This window comes from Acidovorax sp. sic0104 (assembly GCF_019219095.1).
In the GTDB taxonomy this organism is placed as follows: Bacteria; Pseudomonadota; Gammaproteobacteria; order Burkholderiales; family Burkholderiaceae_C; genus Acidovorax.
This window is the reverse complement of record NZ_JAHUWH010000010.1, coordinates 22,239-43,144: the sequence shown is the minus strand read 5'-3', so window position 1 is coordinate 43,144 and position 20,906 is coordinate 22,239. Positions and strand designations below refer to the sequence as shown.

Sequence of the window (20,906 nt, the reverse complement as noted above, 5' to 3'; positions counted from 1 at the left end):
TTGTGGGATTATGCTTGGCGCTGCACACGGTTCGAGCAGAGGTGTGGCCAACCACTTTCGGCGACACTCTTCAGCTGAGTGCGGTGGCCATCGCGGTCTGTCCATGCTTAGAAACTAAGCACTCCATAGGGACCCGCGCCTGTACTGGTCTGCCGGGACATACCACGGAGATATCCACAGCTTCATCCACGGCTTGAGTGGACAGTCGTTAGTGGGCAGGCCGATTGAGCCACTACGCTAACAGTCTTTGAGGCAACTGTTGCTCTGCTGTGCAACAGTTGGACCGGCTACTAAGACTGGCTGTGCTTCTGTCTTGGAGCTACGCATTGGGGGCTGACCAGATGCGTTTCGCCCAGCCTAGTGTTTCTCCACCATCGGACTCACCAGACTGATATCTGTTCGTTTGCCCGTTTTCGCGCGATGATGCGTAACGCACCGCTTTGGTTTAGGCGCATGCGCATCATCGCTGGGCTGATGCCATAGCGAGCCGCGGCGTCCTCTACCGTGTCTCCGCTAGCAGCAATAGAGATCGCGGCAGCTCTTGGAACAAGCAAGACGCCTGAAAGGCAAGCGGCCTCTTCTTCCAAGATCTTGTTGTAGTGCCGCCCTCCCGATTCGTTCGTCAGCTCGCTGGGGGAATGATCAAGGACTGCTGACTCCAACAAATAAAGTGCGTCGAGATCATCGTTCGTAAGTCGTTGATTCTTCAACCACTTTCCTGAGCGCGAAAGTTCGTCGGAGATTCCCAAACAGAAGGGAGAGTTCGCAGCTTGGGAAATAAAGTCCGTCGGGAGTTCAATCAAAGCAGCGATGCCGTGCGGTACGGCGACTCAATGCGTCATGAAGCAAGCCACCCGAAGTGACCTAGCTGGCCTTTTGAGACGGATTTTGGCAGCTCTGCACGTACTTGCGTATGCCGGGCACACCCGAACACTGTGTCCATATCAATTTGAACACTCCGCCGGCACCAATGACAGGTAACCACCATGGTTCGGGTCAGACCGTGTACGACTGGCGCCACTATTTGGCGGTGCTGCAGCGCAAGCCCGGGGCCCTGCGCAATGGAGCTCCCTTCCTGGAGTTTCCGCCGGCCTTCAAGCGCCTGCAGGCCGCTCTCTTGAAGCAGCAAGGCGGCGACCGGGAGATGGTGGAGGTACTGGCACTGGTGCTGCACCACGATGAACAGGCTGTGCTCGCTGCAGTGGAGTTGGCACTGGAGTCAGGGGCTGTCTCAGGGTCTTGAGCGGCTTGCGCGGCTTGCGCGGCTTGCGCAAACAGGCTAAGCGCAAGGCTCGTATCACCACTGGAACTGGCTTCGATCGCTTGGGCAAGAAGAGGTGACAGGACGCTGGTTAGGGTTTGCATGGTTGGACCAAAAAGGAGCTGACGCAGCAGGATACGCCATCTCTCTCGCAGCCTTTTTGGGGATTGCATTGTTGATTCACCGGCACACAACTGAGCCAGAGGGTTAGGGAAGGTCTGCGTAAATAGAGCCGTGATGTGCTGATCAAAGGCGAGTTCGCGCAGAGAATCTAAGCCATGAAGCAAGCCGACCTGGGCCTGAACCTGACGACCAAGCGCACGCGCAAGCGCGAGTTTCTGGCAGAGATGGAACGCGTGGTGCCGTGGGCAAACCTGGTGGGGCTGATCACTCCGTATGCGCCCGAAGGCAAGGGCCGCAAGGACCGCTTGCTGCCGGTGAGCGAGCGCGCCTTGCACTGGCTGCAGGAGTACCTGACCCGTGCCCGGCCGCAGCTCGCCTGGGACTTGCGCGAGAAAGGCGTCTTCCTCGCCCACGACGGCACGCCCCTCGGCATGTCGTGGGTGGCCTCGCGTTGTTGCGGAGGTGTCCTCCCTGGTGTAGTACCAGGGTTTTAAACGCGCAGTGCCAGCGGCGCCTCGCTGCAGCCGCGCCACACGAGCGGCAGGCCGAGGTCCACGCGGGCCAGCGTGACGCGACTGGCGAGCGTGGCCTGGTCGGCGGCGCTGTAGCGCGCCCAGCGCTCGGCCGCCGCCTTGGCGATGCGCGCGCCGTGGTTCTGCGAGCCGTCGAAGACGATGAACAGGCCGGCCAGCACGAACGGCAGTTCGGGGTGGACCTTGCGGCCGACGTGCTCGGCCAGGGCCGCGATGCGCATGAGTTCCTGCGTGCTCTTCGGCGCGGATTCGGTTTCGGCGAGCCACAGGCGGTCGCCGCGCACGAGCACGGCATCGGGCAACTTGCCGTAGCGCTTGAGGAGCTGCTGCGCCCTCACCGGCGCCTGGCCGCCGGTGTTGGCGTTCATCAGGGCGTATTCGGTGAAGGTGTCGAATCCTTGCGCGCGCTTGTGCAGAGCGCCTCAACGACATCCGGCTGATGACCACCGCCAGCAGCGAAGGCACCAGCCCGGGCACGCCCACCTATGCGGTCTTCAATACCAACGTGATCGGCTACCAGGAGATGCGGGCCGTGCTTGCAGAGATGAACCGTTCGGGGGTGCAGGACTGACGGCCGAGGCCGGCAGCAACAGCAGGCAGCGAACTCCGCCACCAACGACGAAGCCCTCGCCAACCCCGGCCTATGTGCCAGGGTCGGGAGGGCTTTTTGGTTTATCGCTGGGTAAGATCAAATGCCTTTCGGAATTCCTGTTTCTCCATCCATTTTTGATATTTTCCAGCGCCCCAGATCATTAAATTCAAAATCAATTTTGTAATCAAAATTTGAATCAATAGTCAATAAAAAAACCCCTTCTTCCTTGCCAAGAAGGCGGAATAAATTTTCGCTTTTTTCATTCATTTGGATAAAAAAGAGATTATTTTTCAATGCGCTGATTAATGCAACTCCATCTTCACTCTCGTAAGAGGCATTCGATCCAATTCTCAAAGAATCAATGCTGAATCTAAAAAATGCTCGCCGCCAAGATGGTTTGATTTTACGCATCAGAGATATGAATTCTTTTGCTAAATCAATCACAATTATTGATTGCTCTTCATGCATTACCAAGCTCTCCTTGTGTAGTTTTGACCGGCTTGATTAAAAAATCTTCCACTTGCAGAATCAATGAGATTTCCAGCGGAGTCGGTTACATCAAATGTATACGATAAAGAACCAGGGCGCCCACTTGAACTAAAATTCTCTAGCGTATGATTGAAGTCGACTTGGTAGCCTTGTCGAGTATAACGAGCGTAATCATTTTCAAGTGTTCTGAACGCGGAATTATTGAAGCTGGCTTCTTGGGGGAACATGTTTATTTCCCCTTGATTCAGAACGAATCTATGTCCAACCAGATGCCCACCTTGGTCGCCAGCAATGCCTGAAGCACCTACGAAGGATTGCGCTTCTCTTTCGGCAGTAGTTCGGGCCGCATTGGAGAAGGTATCTCGAAGAGTTCCAGATGCCGACTGTAGCGCGCCTTCTGACTCAACAATCCAAGTTACTGAGTTTCTACCGACGTTCGCTGTAACTGCTATTGCATCTCCACCGCGAACGACAGTGGCTCCTCCGGCTGACATCCCCGGCTCGACCATGTATGCCAAACCACCCGTGCGAGCAATTTGACTTTCAATCGCGTCTCCAAGTGCCGGTGCAATCCATCGGCCTGCAGCGGCTGTGCCATCAACTGCCAGTCCACCCACGGCGGTCGCTCCCTTGCCAATGCCAGCAGTGGCTAAACCACCCAAACCAAACCGTAGGGCATCCTCGCCCATCTGTCCAATGCTGGTATTACTGACATATTTAGCACCCGCGCCATAAAGCGCAGTGCCGGTGTCAAAAGGATGCGCAATTGTATTGACGCCGGCAACGATCAGGTTCGCCCGTGTTTGGGCATCGGTCGCCAAGTTGTACAGGCCCGCAACGCCGTTGGCGATGTCATAGCCCGCATTGTTCGCAGCGCGACCAAGGGTGTAGCTGACGGCGGCAAACGGATTGGAAGCATCGGCGATTCTGTCCGTGTAGAAGGCGTTGGAACTCGCCTGCGCGTCTACAAGTACACCGCGCTCTGGTGCGTTACCAGTGTCTATCCAATGCCCTGGAACAAGGTATCCGACTTCGCGGCCGACCCATTGGTTCGGCACCCATTGGTAAGGAGAAGGCGGTAAGGGTATACCCACTGGGCGACCTTCATTCATCTCTACCGGCCCTGTCGTCGCGCTCCTGACTCATCGATGAAGCCAAATCCGCTGTCACTGCGACTGCCCTCGTCAAGCCCGCCGCCACCGCCGCCGCCCATGCCAGCCCATGTCCCAACTGACTCGGGCCTGTTAGCCAAATCAAGCATGCGAGCGATGTTCTGATCGCGATCGGTGTTGTTTTGGATGAACCCGCCGAGCCGGTTTTCCTGAGTGCCCGATCCGGCGCCCGATGCCTGCCCGTTGCCGTAGGCCAGGCTCTGGCCAAGCGCATTGCCAAACGCATCCACAGCCACCTGCTGAATAGCCACCTTGCCCCCACGGGCCATGGCAGCAGCTGTGCCCGCCACCAACCCCGTGGCCAGACGGCCGCCGAAGTTTCCAAGCGCGCCGGTGAGCGGGCCGCTGACGGCAACGCCCACCCCACCGCCAACGGCAGAAGCAGCCACCCCTCTCCAGTCAAAGCTCTTTTGCAGCCCAGTGGCCACGGCCACACCCTGGGTGAGCGCATTGGCCGTGGCCATGCGGGCTGCAGTCATCTGCCAGCTGTTGCCGCCCAGCAGTTCAGAGCCCGACAGGCCCGCGCTGATGCCACCGGAGAGCGCCCCCATGGCAACGCCCTTCCAGCTGAAGCCGTCCTGCGCACCGATGGCGTTGCCCACCGCCTGGCTGGCGATGGAGCCGGCGGCGCCACCCACCGCTCCCCCCAGCGCAGTGACCGAGCCTGCTCCGGCCGCTCCTGTCGTCAGCCCAGAAAAACCCATCTGTCCCAAGAACTGCGGCGCATACACAGCCACAACCACAGCCACGACGGCCATGATGATCTTTCCCATCCCCCCACACTTGTCCCCCTGCGCAGGCACGGGCAGGGTGGGATCCATGCTGCCGGTGATCTTGCTCGGGTCATAGGGCTGGAAGGTGTCGGCGTTGTTGGCGTTGAGCGCCAGCTTGGGGACCGTGAGGGTCTGCCCCGCGGTCAGCCGTGTATCGGCCGACACGGCAAGGGAGTTGGCATCGGCAATGCGCCACCACAGGCTAGCGTCCCCCAGCACATTGCGCGCCACGTCGCGCAGTGTCTCACCGCCGACGACGGTGTAGCCCGATCTGCCTGCCCGCCCCTGCGGCTCAGTTAACACTCCCCATGGCAGCAGCACCCGCAAACGCAAAGCGCCACCACCATGGGAAGTCCCGCAACTGCTTCAATCCAACCCAAGCAGTTGGTCTGCCAATTACATGGCGCTGATTTCTCTCGAAGGGATCTGGCCGGTGCGCACGGCTTCAGCAGCCAGAGCACGCACGGCAGCGCGGTCAGCGGTGGACTTGTAGGTCACAACGCGCGAACCTGCGGGTTCGATGCTGTGGGTGCGCGCTTCGACGACAGCTTCTGCAGCCACTTCAGCGCGGGTGCGGTTCGTGTCGAACTTCAGGGCGAACTGCGAGCTATCGGCTTCATCTGCATGGGCGCCAAAAGCGGCGAAAGCGGCAACAGCAGCGACGGAGAGGAAACGGGCAGTCTTGTTCATGATGAAAATCCTTAAAAGCTAAAAAAGCGTCTCAAAAAAGCCGGGTCAAAAACCATTCCTGAACCGGGTTCGGTGAGTCGCCTTACGGGTTCGGCTCATCGATGGGATGAACTGTACGCCGATGGTGTTCAAGGAAAAACCGCCTAGTCGCAAACTAACTGTTCCAGTATCGAAAACAATCTTTCGGCGCCGCCTGTGATGGATCAGCGCGGCGTTAAGACAGACCAGAACCCCGCGCAATCGGGCTTCACCGCTGGGCCAGAGCCTTCAGCTCGGCGGAGGTGAATTCGCCACTGGACACATCAAGAAGTGCTGGCGCTTGGATAATTCACCCACAGATGGACATTCACGCGAAGCTCAAACCGATGACAACAACACTGAAGGATCTTTTGGCACAAAGGGCGCAGCTGGACGCCGCGATTTCAGAGGCCCGACAAGAGGCATCCGAGGAGGCGCTTAGAACGGTTCAGGCGTTGGTGGCTGAATTTGGATTCACTGCGCAGCAAGTCTTTCCTTGGAAGCCCATCGTGAAAAAAGCAGCCAAAAAGTATCGGGACGAAAAAAGCGGTGCGACCTGGACAGGACGAGGAAGGGCTCCCGCCTGGATCGCGGGGAAGAACCGAGAGGATTTCTTGATAGAGCGCCCATCGACTCAAGAGGGCCCATTTCTAGCAGAGATGGCCGCCGCGTCCGCTAGGAGTTAGGGATTCCGCAACTGAGCGAGATCGCAAAAACCCTGGATGTCGTCGACTCACGCCGAAAGCTAAGCCAGTTTTTTCGAGAACCTCTGGCTCAGTTGTGCCGGCAAATCAACGCCCTACCCTCACAGCTGTCTATGGGCTCAACGTAGCCCTACTCGCTACGAACCACGCGCCAGATGGCGTTGCCCACATCGTCGGCCACTAGGAGCGCTCCCTTGGCGTCCAGCGCTACTCCCACGGGGCGTCCGTAGGCCTTGCCGTCTTTGCTGAGGAAGCCGCCCAGGAACTGCACCGGTGGGCCGGAGGGCTGTCCGCCGGCAAAGGGCACGAACACCACGTTGTAGCCCGTCAGCTCCTTGCGGTTCCAGGAACCGTGCTGACCGATGAAGGCGCCGCTGGCGTACTGCGCAGGCATGCGCGCATCCGAGAAGGCCAGGCCCAGGGGCGCGACGTGGGCGCCCAGGCCAAAGTCCGGCGCGATGGCCTTGGCCACCATCTCGGGGTTGGGCGGCTTCACGCGGCTGTCCACATGCTGGCCCCAGTAGCTCCACGGCCAGCCGTAGAAGGCACCGTCCTTCACGGAGGTGAGGTAGTCGGGCACGAGGTCGTTGCCAAGCTCGTCGCGTTCGTTGACCACCGTCCAGAGTGCCTTGCTCTGCGGCTCCCAGCCCAGGCCGTTCGGGTTGCGCAGGCCGGTGGCGAAAAGCCGCTTGGTGCCCGTGGCCAAGTCCACCTCCCAAATGGCCGCGCGGCCTTGTTCGGCCTCCATGCCGTTGTCGCCGATGTTGCTGTTGGAGCCCACCGTTGCGTACAGCTTGCTGCCGTCGGCGCTGGCGATGATGTTCTTGGTCCAGTGGTGGTTGGCACCCGCAGGAAGGTCGGTAACCTTGGTGGGGGTCGATGCGATCGAGGTCTGGCCGGTTTCGTAGGGCACCTTGACGATGGCATTGGCGTTGGCGATGTACAGCTGGTTGCCCACCAGCGCCATGCCGAAGGGCGACACCAGGTCCTTCATGAAAACGGCCCGAGTCTCCGCCACGCCGTCGCCGTCGGCATCGCGCAGCAGCGTGATGCGGTTGGCGCTGGGCGTGCCCGCGCCCGCCCGCTTCATGACCATGCCCATCGCCTTGCCTCGCAGACCGTCGGCGTGGACGTTTTTGGCGCCGTCCTCGGGCTGGGGCTTGTTGCTCTCGGCCACAAGCACGTCGCCATTGGGAAGGGTGTACACCCAACGTGGATGGTCCAATCCCGACGCAAGTGCGGTCACCTTGAAGCCCGCGGGTGCCACAGGCACCGTGCCTTGGGGCCACTGATCGGCTGGCGCGATGTTGACCGTCGGAATGAGGCCGTTCTTGTCCGGCGGCGGCAAAGAGGGATTGGGTCCGACGCCGGGCGGCGTGAGTTGCTGCGCTCCGACTCCGGCGATGGAGCAGCCTGCGAGCAGCGCCGCGAGCATCAGAGGCCACCAGGGCCTAGTCGGCCGGGAGGGTAAAAAGGGGCGGACGGACTTTTGCATGGCGCAGTATTGGGATTGCCGGCGCCCGGCGCATGTAGGCAAACATCGCCAGTCTTGCCGAACGTGCGGACCACCACTGGCCTGCCCGGCCCCTTACTGGGGTCAGGCGCCCATCCACGACGGAAGCCAGCGCACCAGCGCCATCCCGGCCAGAGCCTGGGCGACCGTGCTGTGCCACATCAGGGCGGTGTTGTCGAGCGTGGCGCGGGCCTCGCTGTGCAGCATGCCTGTGAAGGAGCGGGCCAGCACGTAGCAGCCCATTACCACCAGCACCAGGCTGTGAAAGCATTGCCATGCCAGCAGCGCGGCCACAGTGGCGCTCCAGGCGTTAGCGCGCGGTGACAGGCCCGCCTGCAGGTGGGTGAACAGGTCGAGGCCCGTGGCACCCACTGCGCAGGCCAGGGCCAGCAAGACCGCCAGCCGCAGCTGGCCTGGCCGGTGGCGGTGCAGGCCGCGCACGGCCCAGGCCATGAGGGCGGACGCGGCCAGCAGCAGTGCGCCGCTCCAGGCACCGCCGGCGGGCAGCCTCGCGCCGGGCGGCGGGCAGACATCCAGTGCCATCGACACGTGGATGTGTGCAAAAGCGAACGACGCGAAGACCGTGGCGTCTACCGCGAGCAGGATCACCATCGCCCACCAGGAGTGCGAGGCGCGGCCCGTGGCCGATGTGGGGACGCTGACACCGTCACCGATGGCTGCCAACTGCTGGGGAGGCGCGCGGTCCGCCCCCCAGAGCCAAACGAGCATCGCGCCCACTGAAACTACGCCGGAGATGATCGCGGGCACGACCCAGGCCACGGTCAGTAGCAGGAAGAACCCTGCGGTTCCGCCCGCCGCGATGAAGGGCGACCAGCCGTCGCCCGGCAGGCGCAGCAAGTGCCGCACCCGCGCCTGCCCCGGGCTCGTGATGAGGGTCTCCCGCCCGCCGAACACGGTGCCGGGCAGCCAGTGGCGGCCGGCGGCCACTTCCTGCGGCAGCGAAGGGCGGGTCCACAGCGGTTCGCGCGAGGCCACCTGCGGAATGCTGCGCACTCCGTAGTCGCCCTGGGGCAGCCATTCGAGCGAGTCGGCATGCCAGGGGTCGCCATGCTCGCGCTGCGGGCGCGCCAACGTGCGGACCAGATCGGCCAGGCACAGCAGGACGCCCGCCGCGAACACGAACGCGCCTATGGTGGACAGCAGGTTCCAAAGTGTCCAGTCCAGTCCGGCCGCATAGGTGTACACGCGGCGCGGCATGCCGGCCATGCCGGCGATGTGCATCGGAAAGAACGCCAGGTTGAAGCCTCCGAACATCAGGCCGAAGCTCCAGCGGCCTGCGCGCTCGGACAGGCGGTGCCCGTTGTAGAGCGGCGCCCAGTAGTAGATCGCCGCGAACAGCGGGAACACCAGGCCGCCCACTAGCACATAGTGCAGGTGCGCCACGACGAAGTAGGTGTCGTGCGCCTGCCAGTCGAACGGCAGCACTGCCAGCATCACGCCGGTGAGGCCGCCGAGCACGAAGACGAAGTGAAACCCCAGCAGGAACAGCGACGGCGCCGTCATGCCCACGCGGCCCCGCCAGAAGGTGGCAATCCAGGCGAACACCTGCACGGCACTGGGTATCGACACGGCGAAGCTCGCGATGGAGGTGATGTGCAGCGCCAGCGGACCCAGTCCTGCGGTGAACATGTGGTGCATCCACAGCAGAAAGCTGATGGCTCCCACCGCCACCAGCGCCCAGACAATGGCGCGGTAGCCCACGAGCGACGTGCCCGCCATCACCGGCACCATCATCGACACCATGCCGGCGGCGGGCAGGAAGATGATGTACACCTCCGGATGGCCGAAGAACCAGAACAGGTGCTGCCACAGCAGCGGATCGCCCCCGCGCGCGGGGATGAAGAACGGCCAGTCGAAAGCCCGCTCCAGCTCCAGCAGCAGGGTGCCGGCAATCAGCGCCGGAAAGGCGAAGATCACCATGAGCGCGGCCACCAGAACAGCCCAGGCCAACAGCGGCATCCTGGCCAGCGTCATGCCGGGAGCGCGCGTGAACAGGATGCCGATGATCAGCTCGATCGCGCCCGCGATGGCCGAGATCTCGATGAAGCCGATGCCCAGCAGCCACCAATCCGCGCCGATGCCCGGCGAGAACTCCTTGCCCGTGAGCGGCGGATACATGAACCAGCCTCCGTCGGGCGAGGCCCCGAAGAAGATGGTGCAAAAGAACGCGATGCCGCCGAAGGCATAGGCCCAGAACGCATAAGCCGACAGGCGCGGAAAAGGCAGGTCGCGCGCCCCCAGCATGTTGGGTAGCAGCCAGACCGCCACGGCTTCGACCACGGGCACGGCGAACAGGAACATCATCACCGAGCCATGCATGGTGAAGAGCTGGTTATAGGTGCCCGCTTCCACCACCGTGCCGCCGGGCAGCGCCAGTTGCAGGCGGATGACCAGAGCCAGGGCGCCCGCCAGCACGAAAAACAGCAGCGCCGTGGCCAGGTAGTACACGCCGATCTGGCTGTTGTTCACGGCAGACAGCCTGCGCCATCCGGTGGGTGGCGCCCAGGCGCGCTGCAGGGCCTCCAGCTCGCCGTCGGGGCGAGGCAGGGTGTTGGGCAGGCCGTCGGGCGCCGGCCGGGGGGGTGAGGGGATGTCGGTCATTGCAGCGAGCCCAGCCATGCGGCAATAGCCTCCAGGGTCGGAGTGTCCAGCCGGTCGTACGACGGCATGCGCGCGCCCGGCTTGACCTGTTGAATGTGCGCGAGCCAGCGCTCCCGCGCCTGCTGGGTGTTGTTCAGGGTGCCTGCGCCCAGGTGCAGGCGGCTGCCGACGTGGGTCAGGTCGGGCCCCAGGATCCCGGCGGCGCCCGCGCCGCGCACGGTGTGGCAGGCGTCGCAACGCTGGGCGAGAAAGGCGGCCCGGCCCTGGGCCAGCACGGCCGATGCCGCGGGTGCCGCCGGCTGCGCCTGCGCAGCCAGCCACGCATCGAAGGCGCGGGCTTCCAGGCCCACCACATGCAACGCCATCTGTGCATGCTGCTCTCCACAGAACTCCGCACACTGCCCGCGCCATACCCCAGGTTCGCGGGTATGCACCAGCAGGTGCTGCATACGGCCTGGCAGCATGTCCATCTTGCCCGCCAGCTGGGGCACCCAGAAGTTGTGGATCACGTCGGCGCTGGTGAGCGCCAGGTACACCGGCCTGCCTACGGGAATGCGGATCTCATTGGCCGTAGTGATGTCGGCGCCTGTCACGGGATCGCGATAGCGCACCTCCCACCACCACATGTGGGCCTTCACGCTCACGATCAAGGCGCCTGCAGGGGGTCTGGGCTTCCAGGGAGGAGTGAATGGCATGGACCACACGAACAGCGTCGCAAGCACGACAGCCGGAAAAGCTACGCCCGCGCCCCAGATCCATACAGCCCCATGGACATCACGGCGCGAGGCGTCTCTCCGCAGCGTCCACCCGAGCAGACCCATCACCGCTGCAAAGATGAGAAACCCGCCGACTAGCAACACCCAAGTCACGGTGCTGATGGCGCTTGCCGGGTCGCCCACTGCCTGCAATACACCGCCCATACTCATCGCAGTGTAAAAAGATAGGCTGCCATCGCCTGCGCGTCGGAAGCGGACACACCCATCGATGGCATGGCAGTGCCAGGCACCAGCGCCTGAGGCTCGGCAATCCAGCGCGCCAACAGTTCCGGCCGATTGGGCAAACGACCTGCGATATAGCTGCGCTGGCCCCAACCCCGAAGAGTCTGGGCGAACTCACCCCGCGCAGCGGGTACTCCAGGGATGGTATGGCAGGCGCCGCATTGGTACTGGGCGAGCAGGGCCCGGCCTCGCTGAACCTGCTGGCTGTCTTGAATGCCTCCTTCAGCATACGCAGGCCCCGCAAGCAGCGCCCAGGCCGGCACGCAGACCTTTACAGCTAGGCGGCGCAGGGGAGACGGACCAAGCATGTCGGGGGAATTCATCGGCGCTTTCCGACGCGAAGGGGATTGCCAGGGGACCAGAATGCGAATAGATGCCCTCCTTTGCCAAGACGCTGCCCATCATTGCTGCCACGGCCGCAGGTCTTGTCCTGGCTGCACTGGTGGGTGGTGCGCTGGTGGTCTACGGTGGGCTGTATGACGTAGCGGCAACGCGTCAGCACTGGCAGTTCACCCACTCGACGCTGGAGACCGCGATGCGGCAGTCCGTGCGCGTTCGGGCACGGGACATACATGCACCTGCACTCGTCGACGAACGCATGGCGCTGCGCGGTGCTGCATGTTTTAGGGACAAGTGCGTACAGTGCCACGGCGCTCCTGGGGTGGCCCAGAGCGACATTGGGCAAAGTATGCAACCGTTGCCAGGTCCTCTGGTAGACGCTCGGCAACATTGGCGACCGCGCGAGTTGTACTGGGTCGTTCGCCATGGGCTCAAGATGACGGGCATGCCGGCCTGGGAGCACCATCTGACTGACGGTGATCTCTGGGACGTGGTCGCGTTCCTTCAGCACTTGCCCGAGCTCAATGCAGAGGCCTACGACCAATGGCAGCAACGGGCTGATGCCCAGCTCGTAGGCGCTGCGCGCTGTGGCAAGCCTGCGCTGTCCGCCGCACACTCCCCGTTCCCCCCTGGCTACTCCGCCGAACCTGCCCTCGCGCGCAGACCAGACGTGCAGCGTGGCCGGCAAGCGCTTCACCAGCACGCCTGCACGGCCTGCCACAGCATCCCCGGCGTCACGGGAACAAAGGCCTTTGTGGGGCCGCCGCTCGATGGCTTTGCGCGCCGCACGCTCATTGCAGGGACTCTGCCCACTTCGCAGGAGAACCTGGTGCAATGGCTCATGCACACGCAGCGGGTCAAGCCCGGCACTGCCATGCCTGAGTTGGGTGTAGCGCCGCAGGATGCGCACGATATGGCGGCCTATTTGCTGTCGCTGCACTGAGGATGCTCCGCGGCTGCACCGTGGCTGGCGGTGAAAGCAGGGCCAGAACCATCCATCGTTCTGCACCATGCGCACTACGGAAGCAATGGCTCTTGATCGGTGGCCAGCACTTCACGCCCTTTGGAGGTGATCGCCAGTACACGGGCATGGTGTATGCCGGACTGTGGATGTGGCAGCATCACCGATACCAGATCTGCTGCACGCAAGACCCGCAGCTTGTCGATACTGGCTTCATCATCGACAGTGATCGGCAAGCGGGTTTGGGCTATCTCCCGCAAATATTCGTATGGCACGGCTACCTCCTTACAAAGGTCAGTGAGCATGTGATTCTTCGCTTTGTGCCGCAGGTCCCTTGTAGGAAACTGCCCTATCGTGCGTTTGTGTCTAGATGGATAGGATCTGAGTCCCCCCCAGCTGGCGCGCAAGCGGTTGGTCTGCCCCCGGCGCGTTTCTTTGGCGCTTTGTCCTACGAATGAGGCCGCCGGGCGAGCTTTAAGGTCTGTGTGCCGCCTTTCCTCTGGGCGGCAGACCCTCCCCTCTTGCTCAACGCAAGTTCAAGCCCGCCTTCGATGCGGGCTTTTTTTGGGTTTTGCCCTTTTCAAACGCAGAGCAGTGATAGGCAGCGACGGATGTCCCGACAAATGCTTACTCCCATGTTGCCGGAATAGGTGCAAGGTAGGTGCAGTGTTGATGACCGTTGGAGCTGGGTCTCATCGCTGTATTTGCAGCAACTCCGCCCCCAGGGTCTGACATGTCTATCACCATCACCGTTGCAGAGACGGTGGACGATGCTGCTTTCGCGCGCATCGGTTCACTCGCTCACCGAATGCAGGAAGTTGACACCAATTTTGAGGGCGTCCCTCTTGAAGTGCGACGTGGCCCCATGACGGCCGTATCGCTGGAGATTTCCGACAGCGAGGACCAGATGCGCGAACGGCTGCTGATGGTGCTGTTGGCGGATGTGCTCAAAGGGGAGCCAGATTCCATGATGGGATCACTTGCGTAAGCGCACCATTACGTACAGGGTGATTTTTCGCATCAGGCAGCGCTTTGCGCCCATTGATTCTTGCAGGACTACGTTGGGGTCAAGGCCTACGCGCGCAACCATACGCGCCACGCCAAATGGTCTTTCACAAGGAGATGACCATGGCCACCGATCCGAAAGACCCGCCAACGCCTACTGATGTACCCAAAGCGCCTGCCGCACCGCAGCCCGAGCCTTTGCCGCCGCAGCCTACGGAGCAGCAGCCGGAGATCCAATACCCCGGTCGAAAGTCATCGGAGGTGGACATGGGCGATGCAGGCCCAACGGGCAAGCCTTCGCGATCCTGAGTGCGGCGCAGAGAGGCCGCAATGTTCATGGCCATCATCACTGTAGGGTACGTGCTCAACGGGCGCTCGCAAGTCGGACATGTCCGATGCTCCGATTGCAGCTGGCTGTGATGCGTGTTGGTCGTGAGCCACAAAGGCGTCAGTCCAATAGGTCACTCGAAGATCCCGCCCCGCGCGCAGGCCACAGATCGGCGAACAAGGCATCACGTTCAAACGGGTCGTCTGACCGGCGATCCATTGTCAGCGGGCTCGGGAAGCCTCCGTCGCCAGCGCCTTGATCGCCTTGTCGGTGATGTCCACATTGGGCCCGGCCAGAACGGCCTCGCGCAAGATCAGGTCGTACTTCTCCTCCTTAAAGATCTGACGGATCGCTCTGTGGGCGAGCACTTCGAGCCCGGCCAGTTCCTCGTCGCGCCGCAGAGCTACCTGTTCATTGAACTCACGGCGCGTGCGCATCAAGTTGCGCTCCTGATCGATCAACTCGCGCTGCCTACGGGCGCGCTCTTGCTCGCCCAGCGTGGGTGCGACTTTGTCCAGCTCTTCCGCGGCGGCCTTGAGGCGGGCTTCCTGCTCGTCCAAGTCCTTCTCCCGCTGACTGAATTCGGCTGCCAACCGGGCATCTATAGCTCGGGCGGGGAGCGATTCGCGCATCAGGCGATCGACATTCACGTAGCCGATCTTAAGGTCCTGGGCCATCGCCGACAGTGGGGCCATCGCCAGCATGCAGGCAGCCACCGCGCCCGCGATGACGACAGCTGCGGCGCGGTGGGCTGCTGTGCGGGTGGCCGCGCAAAAGGTGAGATCACGTCTGCTCATTAAATCCTGTCCCACTTGGAAACGAAATCACGGGATGTTAGCCGGGACCTCTTTGGAGCCGGCATGTGAAGCGGAACGACAAACTCTCCTGGCGGATCTCGGTGCCAAGGATCTTGAGCATGGAGCTTTCGGCCCCTGGCACGCCGACACCGGCCACGGCGGCACCAGAAACATCTAACCGCGACGAGCTTCACTCGCAAGACCACTGATGTGGTCAGAGCCAGGGCGATCCGACGCCGTGACCTGGCCTGCGCCTACATCAGCGCATAGGGGGCATTCTGAACATTGGATGGCATCTCAATCAACTTTTCAGGAATACCTTCATGCCTTCCAGCCAACGCCAGAAAGACGTGTGCGACCTTCTCGATGCCGACCACAAGGCGGTCAAGAATATGTTCAAGGAGTTCGAATCCTTGTGTGAATCTCGCGCCCGAAGCGCTGCTCAACAGCGCCTCGAACTTGCGCGCGAAATCTGCATTGAGTTGACAGTACATGCCCAGGTTGAAGAGGAAATCTTCTACCCCGCCTTGCGCGCTGCGATACGTGAGACCGACTTGATAGCGGAGGCCGAGGTGGAACATCAGACGGCCAAGGACCTTATTGCTCAGATCGAAGCGGCGGACGCTGCTGACGAAGACTTCGATGCGAAAGTCAAGGTCCTGGGCGAATACATCGACCACCACGTCAAGGAAGAACGCAACGAGATCTTTCCCAAGGCTCGCGCCGCCAAAAAGCTGGATTTGGTCGCGATGCGCGACGAGGTCGAAGCGCGTAAACAGGAACTGCTGGACGAGCAGTTGACGGTGGCCTAGACGCGGTATTGATCCATCACATTGAGGGAGGCCCGGTGTGGCAATTAACACTGCCCTGGTGGGAACTCCTGGTGAGGACCACAGTTGTGTACGCACTGCTGCTGGTCCTCATTCGTGTTTCTGGCCGGCGCACGGTTGGTCAGTTCACGCCGTTTGATCTGCTGGTAGTCATGCTGCTGAGCGAATCGGTCTCCAATGCACTGTCCGGCGGAGATGACTCCCTCGGCGCAGGCCTGCTCAGCGCGGCTACCCTCATCGGCTTGAACCTGGTGGTGGGCATGGTCACGGCGCGCAGCGGCGCAGTACATGCGGTGCTGGAGGGCGAGCCTGTGCTCATCGGCAAGGACGGCCACATCTTCCGCCAGATGTTGCGCAAGCAACATGTACCAGAGTCCGATCTGCACCAGGCTCTGCGCGAGTCTGACTGCGAGCTGCAGGCCATGCAATGTGCCTTTCTGGAACCGGACGGCAAGATCAGCATCCTGAAGAAGCCGCCTATCGACTGAATCTCGCCATCTCACGCGAAAAATCACCTGGCCACCTACCCTCCGTTCTGCCATGGAATCCAGTAAATGCCTCCTCGACCGCGCCCACACGCGCTCGCTGCGCGCCAGTCCTACTGTGCTCGTGCTGGTGGACTTCATCAATCCCATGCGCTTTCCCGGTGCCGAGAACCTTCTCAAAGGCGCACTGCCTGCGGCCCGGGCTACGGCACGGCTTAAAAAGAGGCTCGCTTCGCAGGGCGTCACTGCCGTCTATGCCAATGACAACTACGGCATCTGGCAGTCCGACTTCAAGGCTCTGGTCGCTGCCTGCCAGGCTCAACCCGGCGCGCGCGGCGAAATCGCCGCCTTGCTCGCCCCCGAGGAGCAGGATCTCACCGTGCTCAAGCCGCGACATTCCGCCTTTCACTCCACACCGCTGGACCATCTGCTGCACGAACTGCGGGCGAACAAACTTGTGGTAGTGGGCTTGGCGACAGACATGTGCGTGCATCTCACGGTGATGGACGCCTACATGCACGGCTACCCCGTGTGGGTGCCGAATAACTGCACAGCAGCGGAGAGCAAGGCATCTAAAGCTGCTGCGCTACGGCAGATGTCTCGGGTGCTTAAGTGCTCCACGCGCAGGGGATGAGCGCGTGAGGCTCGTTGGACCTTCCGCTGCGTCGTCCCCCCTCGACACTACTCAGCAGCCAAGTCGACCCGTAGTTCGCGAGTGGTGCGAAGACGGTTCTTCAGGGCGCAGACGGGTCGGTCTTCTTCGACGTCTGGCGGTCGCGGTTGATCTGCTCGTCCACCAGTTCCTGCTCTTCCGGGCTGACCTCGGGCTTGGCATCAAGCGGCGGTTCGTTGGCAGGGCGTGCACCGGCCTTTGTGCCGACAGATGGCTCTACAGACCCGGCGCGGCCCTGCGCCGCGAGATGCTCCTGCGGGCTCGGACCTGCGTTGGGTCCGTCGCGAAGGCCGGCTTGCTCGGCCAGCACGCGATTGGCGCACTCGACGTCGGCTGCTGATGTTTCTGGCCCCTCTTTGGGCGTGCCGGAGGCTCGGCGGGAAGCGGGGTTATCGGCCATGGGAACTCCTCAGCCCTTCGGCATGCTCCCTGTGGGCTTTCAGCGTGGGCAGTGTCTTGGTAGCAAACGCCTTCACGTCCGCGTCGTCCGCATCGTTGCTGGCGTTTTCAAAGAGGCGGATGTCCTCCTTGTGGTCGTCCAACCCCACTTCCTTGACGAACTCCTTGTCGAAGTTCTTGTCCGCAGAGATCTTCTCCAGCCGTTTCTTTTTCGGGGTAGGCACAGTGGCGGGCAGGGCCACGCCTTTGCTTGCTGCCAGGGTCTTGATTTCGTCGTTGGCGGCTGTGTGATCCTTGACCAGCATTGCGCCGAAAGACTTGACGGCTTCGCTCTGCCCTTTGGACTGCGCAAGCCCTCCTGCCTCGACTTCATACAAACCGCCGGCAGCGGCTTTCTGCAGGAATTCCTGGTCCTTCTTGCTGACCTCTGCATGAGAAGAAAAAGCCAGGATGGCGCTACAGAGCGCCAGGGCGATCTTCGTTGTCTTCATGGTGAATCCTTTCAAGTGGATGGATATGTGTCTTGGTCTGCGGCACCGAGCGCTAAGTCGGCAGAGATCCGTGAGAACCTGTGGCGTCAGCGCCTGTGCCTGCCGCGACCACGCGTGTTACCGCTTCTTGTCGTCCACTTCACCGAAAACCTTCTGCCCGGCGCGCGATGATGGTTTGGGGTCTGGGTGCTGCTCGATCGCACCCACGCGGTGACCCGATGACGTCACAGCGTCCGTCGGACCGACTGCGGGTTCTTCACCCCCAGGGCGATTGGCATAGACGTCCACCACCCGCGCGTCGCTATCTTTCAATCCGTACTGGTTGTATTCGGGGGCCTGCTTTTCATTGATCATGGTGTTGCTCCTGTGGTGCCGCCCAGGGCGGTGGGAAAGTTGATAGACCAGCGTAGAACTCTGGGACCGGTAAAAGCGCACGCCTGTGAGGGCACTCGGCTGCGCCGTTTAGGAAGAGTGCCTAGCCCTCGCAATGATTGATTGAGAAGGCAAGCGGATGAAATCCGCACTAGCGCGCAGATGACGATGCGCTGGAACTGCCCGGTGCTGCCGAGGTTGGGTCTTGTGCCGAGGCGTTTTCAGGTACGGCCCCTCGCGGTGCGCCGATTGCCTCGCGACCGATGGGTGTCTGGCTGTCAGGTGCCTGCGGCGCAGCCGTAGCAGGGGATGCTGCGCCGCTCGCGCTGGATGCATCACGGCCGCCCTGGCCGACTGGCGCTGGGGTCCGGTCCGATGTCCTTCCCTCTGCAGGGCTGGGGCCGCCTGTTGTCTGGCCGGAGGGCGAGCGAGACGGCCCATCGCCGATACCGGAGCGAGCTGCGCCCTCAGGGCCTTGCAGGTTAAAGAACAAGACCAGAACCAGCGCCACCACGGCGGCCCCTATGAAGAAGAACATGAGGCCCCGGTTCTCGCCGCTGTGGGTGGCGGGGTTGCGCTCTGGTGGCGGCTGGGCTGTTGAGGATTGCGACGCGCGCGGATGCTGCGTTGTGGGAGACGTAGTGGGCATGACTTAGCCTTCCTTAGTGAGGTGGACAAAAAATCCGCCGCTGCAAAAAACCGCTGGAACCTCGCCAACGCGACGGGAAGTTCACCGTAGGTCCGGTGCTGGCATCTCTTTGTCGGACAACCCCTCAAGGCGACTGCATCGTGGGACCACAGGAGGAGCTATGTGGCGCTGCCCAACATCAACCCCGATGATTCCGTTCGGCGGCGACGATTTGGGTAAGCACTGCTGTTGGATCAGTCTCGTGCGCGAAATCCCGCACTTCCTTGGTGTCCTCATCCGCCACGCCTGAACGCTCGGCCACCTTTACCAAGAGGCGCATGACGGCAGTCATCTCCCTCTCCGTAAGCAAATTCATCTGCAGGTCCAGGTGGTGTCGCCGCTCGCTTTCTGCGGCGTCCATGTTTTGGCTGATCAGGATCAGCACGGACAGGAAAATCGCTTCAAGTGAAACGCCAAAGAGCAAGAAGGTGTAGGGGTACGGATCGAAAGGAAGCACGTAATGGTTGAACGCTACCCATCCGGCGAAGAAGGCGGCATTGCCAACCAGAAATCCGACGGTGCCGCACATGCGCGCAAACCGAGCAACCATGCGGTAACGCCAAGGCTTCCTCCTGCGACGCTCGTCTTCGGTACACAACAGGCTCTCAATGTTGTGCAAGGTCACCGCTGCGATGTGCGGGTTAACGGTTTTCATGTGTCTGCACCGAGTTAATCGGGTACGTTGTACCGCCTGCCGCGCTTCGTTGATGTCAGGCTTCTGCTCAGCCTGCCTGAAAAAAAAATCACGCCTGTCAGGCCTAGTTGGTATCGATTAACGCTTCACGCACCACGTCGTCCAATTGATCGAAGTCCAATGGTTTGCTAAGCGCTACGTTAAAGCCCAGCAGACTGGGCTCAGTTTCCCTGAACAGGTCCCCCCGTAATGCAACTAGGTAGGGGGCGGCTCGGTTCGAATCCCGTGCCAGTTCCTTTAGCTGGAGAGCCAGCTGTATGCCGGAGTGCCCATACGGATCATCGTCAATCAGCACTAGGGAATGCCAGTGCGTCCGCATGCTCTGTATCGCTTCCTCGGGCAAAAGCGCGCCGTACACAAAGTACCCTTGCAAGGCTAGCAGTTCTTGCAACAGTAAAAGCGACTCGGAATAGTCATCCACGATCAGGATTGTTCGGCTCATGACGTTTATCGGGGGGGCCATTCATCATTCACTAGTATTGAGGAGCGCATCGCGAAGTTCGTCCTGCAGGTCTATCACTACGGTCGCTCTGCCTTGCCGAACCTCGATCACATGCGCTTCGAAGTCCAGTAGTGAGGAAACAGATCCGGGACTGGGACTGAATGTGAAAGCGAACAGCAACCTTGAGCACTACGTCAAGATCAAGCACGTCCAACCTGCACTTCTGCCGGGTATTTGAACGTCAACTTAAACAATCTCATGGAATTGTCCGCGTGCTTCAGTCGATCAGTTTTTGCTTGAGCGCGTAGTACGTGAGATCGCTATTTGATGACAAGTTGAGTTTCTCCATCAGCCGAGTGCGGTAGGTACTAACGGTTTTGACGCTGAGGGATAGGGCTTCCCCAATCTCCCCAACGGAGGCCCCCCGTGCAAGTTTGAGGAAGACCTGCATCTCTCGCTCCGACAATTGATCGTGCAAAGGCGCGTCGCTAGGTCGATTGAGCTGTTGGGCGAGGAGCTCGGCAACAGCGGGTGTCAAAAAGCGCTTGCCCAACGCGATAACACGGACAGCCTCAAGGATCTGGCTCGGCTCGCAATCCTTATTCAGATAGCCACTTGCGCCTAGGCGTATCAAGTTAAGCGCGTAGTGCTCCTCCGAGTATCCTGACAGTATAAGAATACCCATATCCGGGGCCTTCGCGCGCAGCATACCTATGGCATCTAAACCGCCCTGCCCCGGCATCGATAAGTCCAGAAGAAGCACATCGATTTGGTGTGTTCGTACTAGGTCAATCGCCTCACGACCGTTCGAGGCCTCGCCCACCACTCGAATGTCGACATGATCTGAAAGGTATTGGCGGAGTCCGGACCGGATGATTTGATGGTCGTCAACAATTCCAACACGGATCATGAAG

At 61.4% G+C, this 20,906-nt stretch carries 25 protein-coding genes and 2 pseudogenes; 9 read left to right on the top strand and 18 right to left on the bottom strand.

Annotated features, from left to right (window positions below; genetic code table 11):
• Positions 1-380: 380 nt before the first annotated feature.
• Positions 381-803 (bottom strand): ImmA/IrrE family metallo-endopeptidase, encoded by a 423-nt coding sequence (locus tag KW835_RS16590; protein ID WP_218384344.1) that lies wholly within the window; start codon positions 801-803, stop codon positions 381-383.
• Positions 804-979: 176 nt separating this feature from the next.
• Between KW835_RS16590 and KW835_RS16585 the strand changes: the two are divergent.
• Together KW835_RS16585 and KW835_RS16580 are read left to right on the top strand one after the other, a co-directional pair.
• A pseudogene (locus KW835_RS16585) lies at positions 980-1,225 on the top strand (IS21 family transposase); the annotation flags it as partial.
• Between the two features lie 314 nt (positions 1,226-1,539).
• A pseudogene (locus tag KW835_RS16580) lies at positions 1,540-1,678 on the top strand (IS5/IS1182 family transposase); the annotation flags it as partial.
• A gap of 196 nt (positions 1,679-1,874) precedes the next feature.
• On the opposite strand, the gene KW835_RS16575 reads toward KW835_RS16580, so the two are convergent.
• Positions 1,875-2,285: a hypothetical protein gene (locus tag KW835_RS16575; protein WP_218384342.1), complete on the bottom strand. Its 411-nt coding sequence runs from the start codon at positions 2,283-2,285 to the stop codon at positions 1,875-1,877.
• A gap of 71 nt (positions 2,286-2,356) precedes the next feature.
• Between KW835_RS16575 and KW835_RS26880 the strand changes: the two genes are divergently transcribed.
• Entirely contained in the window at positions 2,357-2,488 is a 132-nt protein-coding gene (locus tag KW835_RS26880; RefSeq protein WP_255593597.1) for a hypothetical protein, read from the top strand.
• Between the two features lie 117 nt (positions 2,489-2,605).
• Here the strand turns inward: KW835_RS26880 and KW835_RS16570 are convergent, their stop codons facing one another.
• From KW835_RS16570 to KW835_RS16555, 4 genes are all read right to left on the bottom strand, one after another.
• Entirely contained in the window at positions 2,606-2,977 is a 372-nt protein-coding gene (locus KW835_RS16570) for a hypothetical protein (protein WP_218384340.1), read from the bottom strand.
• A complete protein-coding gene (locus tag KW835_RS16565; protein WP_218384338.1) occupies positions 2,977-4,110 on the bottom strand; it encodes a DNA/RNA non-specific endonuclease in 1,134 nt (377 codons plus the stop codon). Before KW835_RS16565 ends, KW835_RS16570 begins: the two co-directional genes overlap by 1 nt.
• 2 nt (positions 4,111-4,112) lie before the next feature.
• Positions 4,113-5,246 (bottom strand): LysM peptidoglycan-binding domain-containing protein, encoded by a 1,134-nt coding sequence (locus KW835_RS16560; protein WP_218384336.1) that lies wholly within the window; start codon positions 5,244-5,246, stop codon positions 4,113-4,115.
• Between the two features lie 93 nt (positions 5,247-5,339).
• Complete coding sequence (locus KW835_RS16555) at positions 5,340-5,633, bottom strand: DUF4148 domain-containing protein (RefSeq protein WP_218384334.1); 294 nt, start codon at positions 5,631-5,633, stop codon at positions 5,340-5,342.
• A 365-nt stretch (positions 5,634-5,998) separates the two neighbouring features.
• Here KW835_RS16555 and KW835_RS16550 point away from each other — a divergent pair, with 365 nt between their 5' ends.
• Entirely contained in the window at positions 5,999-6,337 is a 339-nt protein-coding gene (locus tag KW835_RS16550; RefSeq protein ID WP_218384332.1) for an H-NS family nucleoid-associated regulatory protein, read from the top strand.
• A gap of 148 nt (positions 6,338-6,485) precedes the next feature.
• Here KW835_RS16550 and KW835_RS16545 read toward each other — a convergent pair whose 3' ends face one another.
• The 4 genes from KW835_RS16545 to KW835_RS16530 form a co-directional block, all read right to left on the bottom strand.
• On the bottom strand, positions 6,486-7,790 hold the full coding sequence (locus tag KW835_RS16545; RefSeq protein ID WP_339385434.1) for a sorbosone dehydrogenase family protein: 1,305 nt from the start codon (positions 7,788-7,790) through the stop codon (positions 6,486-6,488).
• Positions 7,791-7,952: 162 nt separating this feature from the next.
• Entirely contained in the window at positions 7,953-10,490 is a 2,538-nt protein-coding gene (locus tag KW835_RS16540) for a cbb3-type cytochrome c oxidase subunit I (protein ID WP_218384328.1), read from the bottom strand.
• Entirely contained in the window at positions 10,487-11,185 is a 699-nt protein-coding gene (locus tag KW835_RS16535) for a c-type cytochrome (RefSeq protein ID WP_255593596.1), read from the bottom strand. Before KW835_RS16535 ends, KW835_RS16540 begins: the two co-directional genes overlap by 4 nt.
• Positions 11,186-11,412: 227 nt before the next feature.
• The gene (locus KW835_RS16530; RefSeq protein WP_218384699.1) at positions 11,413-11,796 is read right to left on the bottom strand and encodes a cytochrome c family protein; all 384 of its coding nucleotides are present in this window, start codon (positions 11,794-11,796) and stop codon (positions 11,413-11,415) included.
• 65 nt (positions 11,797-11,861) lie between these two features.
• Between KW835_RS16530 and KW835_RS16525 the strand changes: the two genes are divergently transcribed.
• Positions 11,862-12,770, top strand: coding sequence for a c-type cytochrome (locus KW835_RS16525; RefSeq protein ID WP_218384317.1), 909 nt, complete (start codon positions 11,862-11,864; stop codon positions 12,768-12,770).
• Between the two features lie 74 nt (positions 12,771-12,844).
• Here KW835_RS16525 and KW835_RS16520 read toward each other — a convergent pair whose 3' ends face one another.
• Entirely contained in the window at positions 12,845-13,063 is a 219-nt protein-coding gene (locus KW835_RS16520; RefSeq protein WP_218384315.1) for a hypothetical protein, read from the bottom strand.
• 458 nt (positions 13,064-13,521) lie between these two features.
• On the opposite strand from KW835_RS16520, the gene KW835_RS16515 reads away from it, so the two are divergent.
• On the top strand, positions 13,522-13,776 hold the full coding sequence (locus tag KW835_RS16515; RefSeq protein ID WP_218384313.1) for a hypothetical protein: 255 nt from the start codon (positions 13,522-13,524) through the stop codon (positions 13,774-13,776).
• Positions 13,777-14,342: 566 nt separating this feature from the next.
• On the opposite strand, the gene KW835_RS16510 is transcribed toward KW835_RS16515, so the two are convergent.
• Positions 14,343-14,918 (bottom strand): OmpH family outer membrane protein, encoded by a 576-nt coding sequence (locus tag KW835_RS16510; RefSeq protein WP_218384305.1) that lies wholly within the window; start codon positions 14,916-14,918, stop codon positions 14,343-14,345.
• A 323-nt stretch (positions 14,919-15,241) separates the two neighbouring features.
• On the opposite strand from KW835_RS16510, the gene KW835_RS16505 reads away from it, so the two are divergent.
• The 3 genes from KW835_RS16505 (at position 15,242) to KW835_RS16495 (ending at position 16,867) form a co-directional block, all read left to right on the top strand.
• Positions 15,242-15,730, top strand: coding sequence for a hemerythrin domain-containing protein (locus KW835_RS16505; RefSeq protein ID WP_218384303.1), 489 nt, complete (start codon positions 15,242-15,244; stop codon positions 15,728-15,730).
• A gap of 86 nt (positions 15,731-15,816) precedes the next feature.
• Positions 15,817-16,236, top strand: coding sequence for a YetF domain-containing protein (locus tag KW835_RS16500; RefSeq protein ID WP_339385432.1), 420 nt, complete (start codon positions 15,817-15,819; stop codon positions 16,234-16,236).
• Positions 16,237-16,288: 52 nt separating this feature from the next.
• Positions 16,289-16,867, top strand: coding sequence for a cysteine hydrolase family protein (locus KW835_RS16495; protein WP_218384301.1), 579 nt, complete (start codon positions 16,289-16,291; stop codon positions 16,865-16,867).
• A 100-nt stretch (positions 16,868-16,967) separates the two neighbouring features.
• Here KW835_RS16495 and KW835_RS16490 read toward each other — a convergent pair whose 3' ends face one another.
• The 6 genes from KW835_RS16490 to KW835_RS16465 form a co-directional block, all read right to left on the bottom strand.
• Positions 16,968-17,306 carry a hypothetical protein gene (locus tag KW835_RS16490; RefSeq protein ID WP_218384300.1) on the bottom strand — a complete coding sequence of 113 codons (339 nt, stop codon included), beginning with the start codon at positions 17,304-17,306 and terminating at the stop codon, positions 16,968-16,970.
• Positions 17,296-17,796, bottom strand: coding sequence for a DUF4142 domain-containing protein (locus KW835_RS16485; protein ID WP_218384298.1), 501 nt, complete (start codon positions 17,794-17,796; stop codon positions 17,296-17,298). The genes KW835_RS16490 and KW835_RS16485 overlap by 11 nt, the downstream gene beginning before the upstream one ends.
• A 117-nt stretch (positions 17,797-17,913) precedes the next feature.
• Positions 17,914-18,150 carry a hypothetical protein gene (locus KW835_RS16480; protein WP_218384296.1) on the bottom strand — a complete coding sequence of 79 codons (237 nt, stop codon included), beginning with the start codon at positions 18,148-18,150 and terminating at the stop codon, positions 17,914-17,916.
• A gap of 845 nt (positions 18,151-18,995) precedes the next feature.
• Positions 18,996-19,511, bottom strand: a complete 516-nt coding sequence (locus tag KW835_RS16475) for a DUF1003 domain-containing protein (protein WP_218384294.1) — start codon at positions 19,509-19,511, stop codon at positions 18,996-18,998.
• Positions 19,512-19,614: 103 nt separating this feature from the next.
• A complete protein-coding gene (locus KW835_RS16470) occupies positions 19,615-19,992 on the bottom strand; it encodes a response regulator (RefSeq protein ID WP_218384292.1) in 378 nt (125 codons plus the stop codon).
• Positions 19,993-20,269: 277 nt separating this feature from the next.
• Positions 20,270-20,902 carry a response regulator transcription factor gene (locus KW835_RS16465; RefSeq protein WP_218384290.1) on the bottom strand — a complete coding sequence of 211 codons (633 nt, stop codon included), beginning with the start codon at positions 20,900-20,902 and terminating at the stop codon, positions 20,270-20,272.
• Between the last annotated feature and the right edge of the window lie 4 nt (positions 20,903-20,906).

Bases quoted from the DNA above. Each gene is read 5' to 3' on its own strand.
- KW835_RS16505 (WP_218384303.1), top strand. From the start codon at position 15,242: ATGCCTTCCAGCCAACGCCAGAAAGACGTGTGCGACCTTCTCGATGCC.
- KW835_RS16480 (WP_218384296.1), bottom strand. From the start codon at position 18,150: ATGATCAATGAAAAGCAGGCCCCCGAATACAACCAGTACGGATTGAAA.
- KW835_RS16550 (WP_218384332.1), top strand. From the start codon at position 5,999: ATGACAACAACACTGAAGGATCTTTTGGCACAAAGGGCGCAGCTGGAC.
- KW835_RS26880 (WP_255593597.1), top strand. From the start codon at position 2,357: ATGACCACCGCCAGCAGCGAAGGCACCAGCCCGGGCACGCCCACCTAT.
- KW835_RS16495 (WP_218384301.1), top strand. From the start codon at position 16,289: ATGGAATCCAGTAAATGCCTCCTCGACCGCGCCCACACGCGCTCGCTG.
- KW835_RS16540 (WP_218384328.1), bottom strand. From the start codon at position 10,490: ATGACCGACATCCCCTCACCCCCCCGGCCGGCGCCCGACGGCCTGCCC.
- KW835_RS16465 (WP_218384290.1), bottom strand. From the start codon at position 20,902: ATGATCCGTGTTGGAATTGTTGACGACCATCAAATCATCCGGTCCGGA.
- KW835_RS16470 (WP_218384292.1), bottom strand. From the start codon at position 19,992: ATGAGCCGAACAATCCTGATCGTGGATGACTATTCCGAGTCGCTTTTA.
- KW835_RS16535 (WP_255593596.1), bottom strand. From the start codon at position 11,185: ATGCCATTCACTCCTCCCTGGAAGCCCAGACCCCCTGCAGGCGCCTTG.
- KW835_RS16475 (WP_218384294.1), bottom strand. From the start codon at position 19,511: ATGAAAACCGTTAACCCGCACATCGCAGCGGTGACCTTGCACAACATT.
- KW835_RS16570 (WP_218384340.1), bottom strand. From the start codon at position 2,977: ATGCATGAAGAGCAATCAATAATTGTGATTGATTTAGCAAAAGAATTC.
- KW835_RS16515 (WP_218384313.1), top strand. From the start codon at position 13,522: ATGTCTATCACCATCACCGTTGCAGAGACGGTGGACGATGCTGCTTTC.
- KW835_RS16575 (WP_218384342.1), bottom strand. From the start codon at position 2,285: ATGAACGCCAACACCGGCGGCCAGGCGCCGGTGAGGGCGCAGCAGCTC.
- KW835_RS16530 (WP_218384699.1), bottom strand. From the start codon at position 11,796: ATGCTTGGTCCGTCTCCCCTGCGCCGCCTAGCTGTAAAGGTCTGCGTG.
- KW835_RS16555 (WP_218384334.1), bottom strand. From the start codon at position 5,633: ATGAACAAGACTGCCCGTTTCCTCTCCGTCGCTGCTGTTGCCGCTTTC.
- KW835_RS16485 (WP_218384298.1), bottom strand. From the start codon at position 17,796: ATGAAGACAACGAAGATCGCCCTGGCGCTCTGTAGCGCCATCCTGGCT.
- KW835_RS16490 (WP_218384300.1), bottom strand. From the start codon at position 17,306: ATGGCCGATAACCCCGCTTCCCGCCGAGCCTCCGGCACGCCCAAAGAG.
- KW835_RS16510 (WP_218384305.1), bottom strand. From the start codon at position 14,918: ATGAGCAGACGTGATCTCACCTTTTGCGCGGCCACCCGCACAGCAGCC.
- KW835_RS16525 (WP_218384317.1), top strand. From the start codon at position 11,862: ATGCCCTCCTTTGCCAAGACGCTGCCCATCATTGCTGCCACGGCCGCA.
- KW835_RS16565 (WP_218384338.1), bottom strand. From the start codon at position 4,110: ATGAATGAAGGTCGCCCAGTGGGTATACCCTTACCGCCTTCTCCTTAC.
- KW835_RS16545 (WP_339385434.1), bottom strand. From the start codon at position 7,790: ATGCTCGCGGCGCTGCTCGCAGGCTGCTCCATCGCCGGAGTCGGAGCG.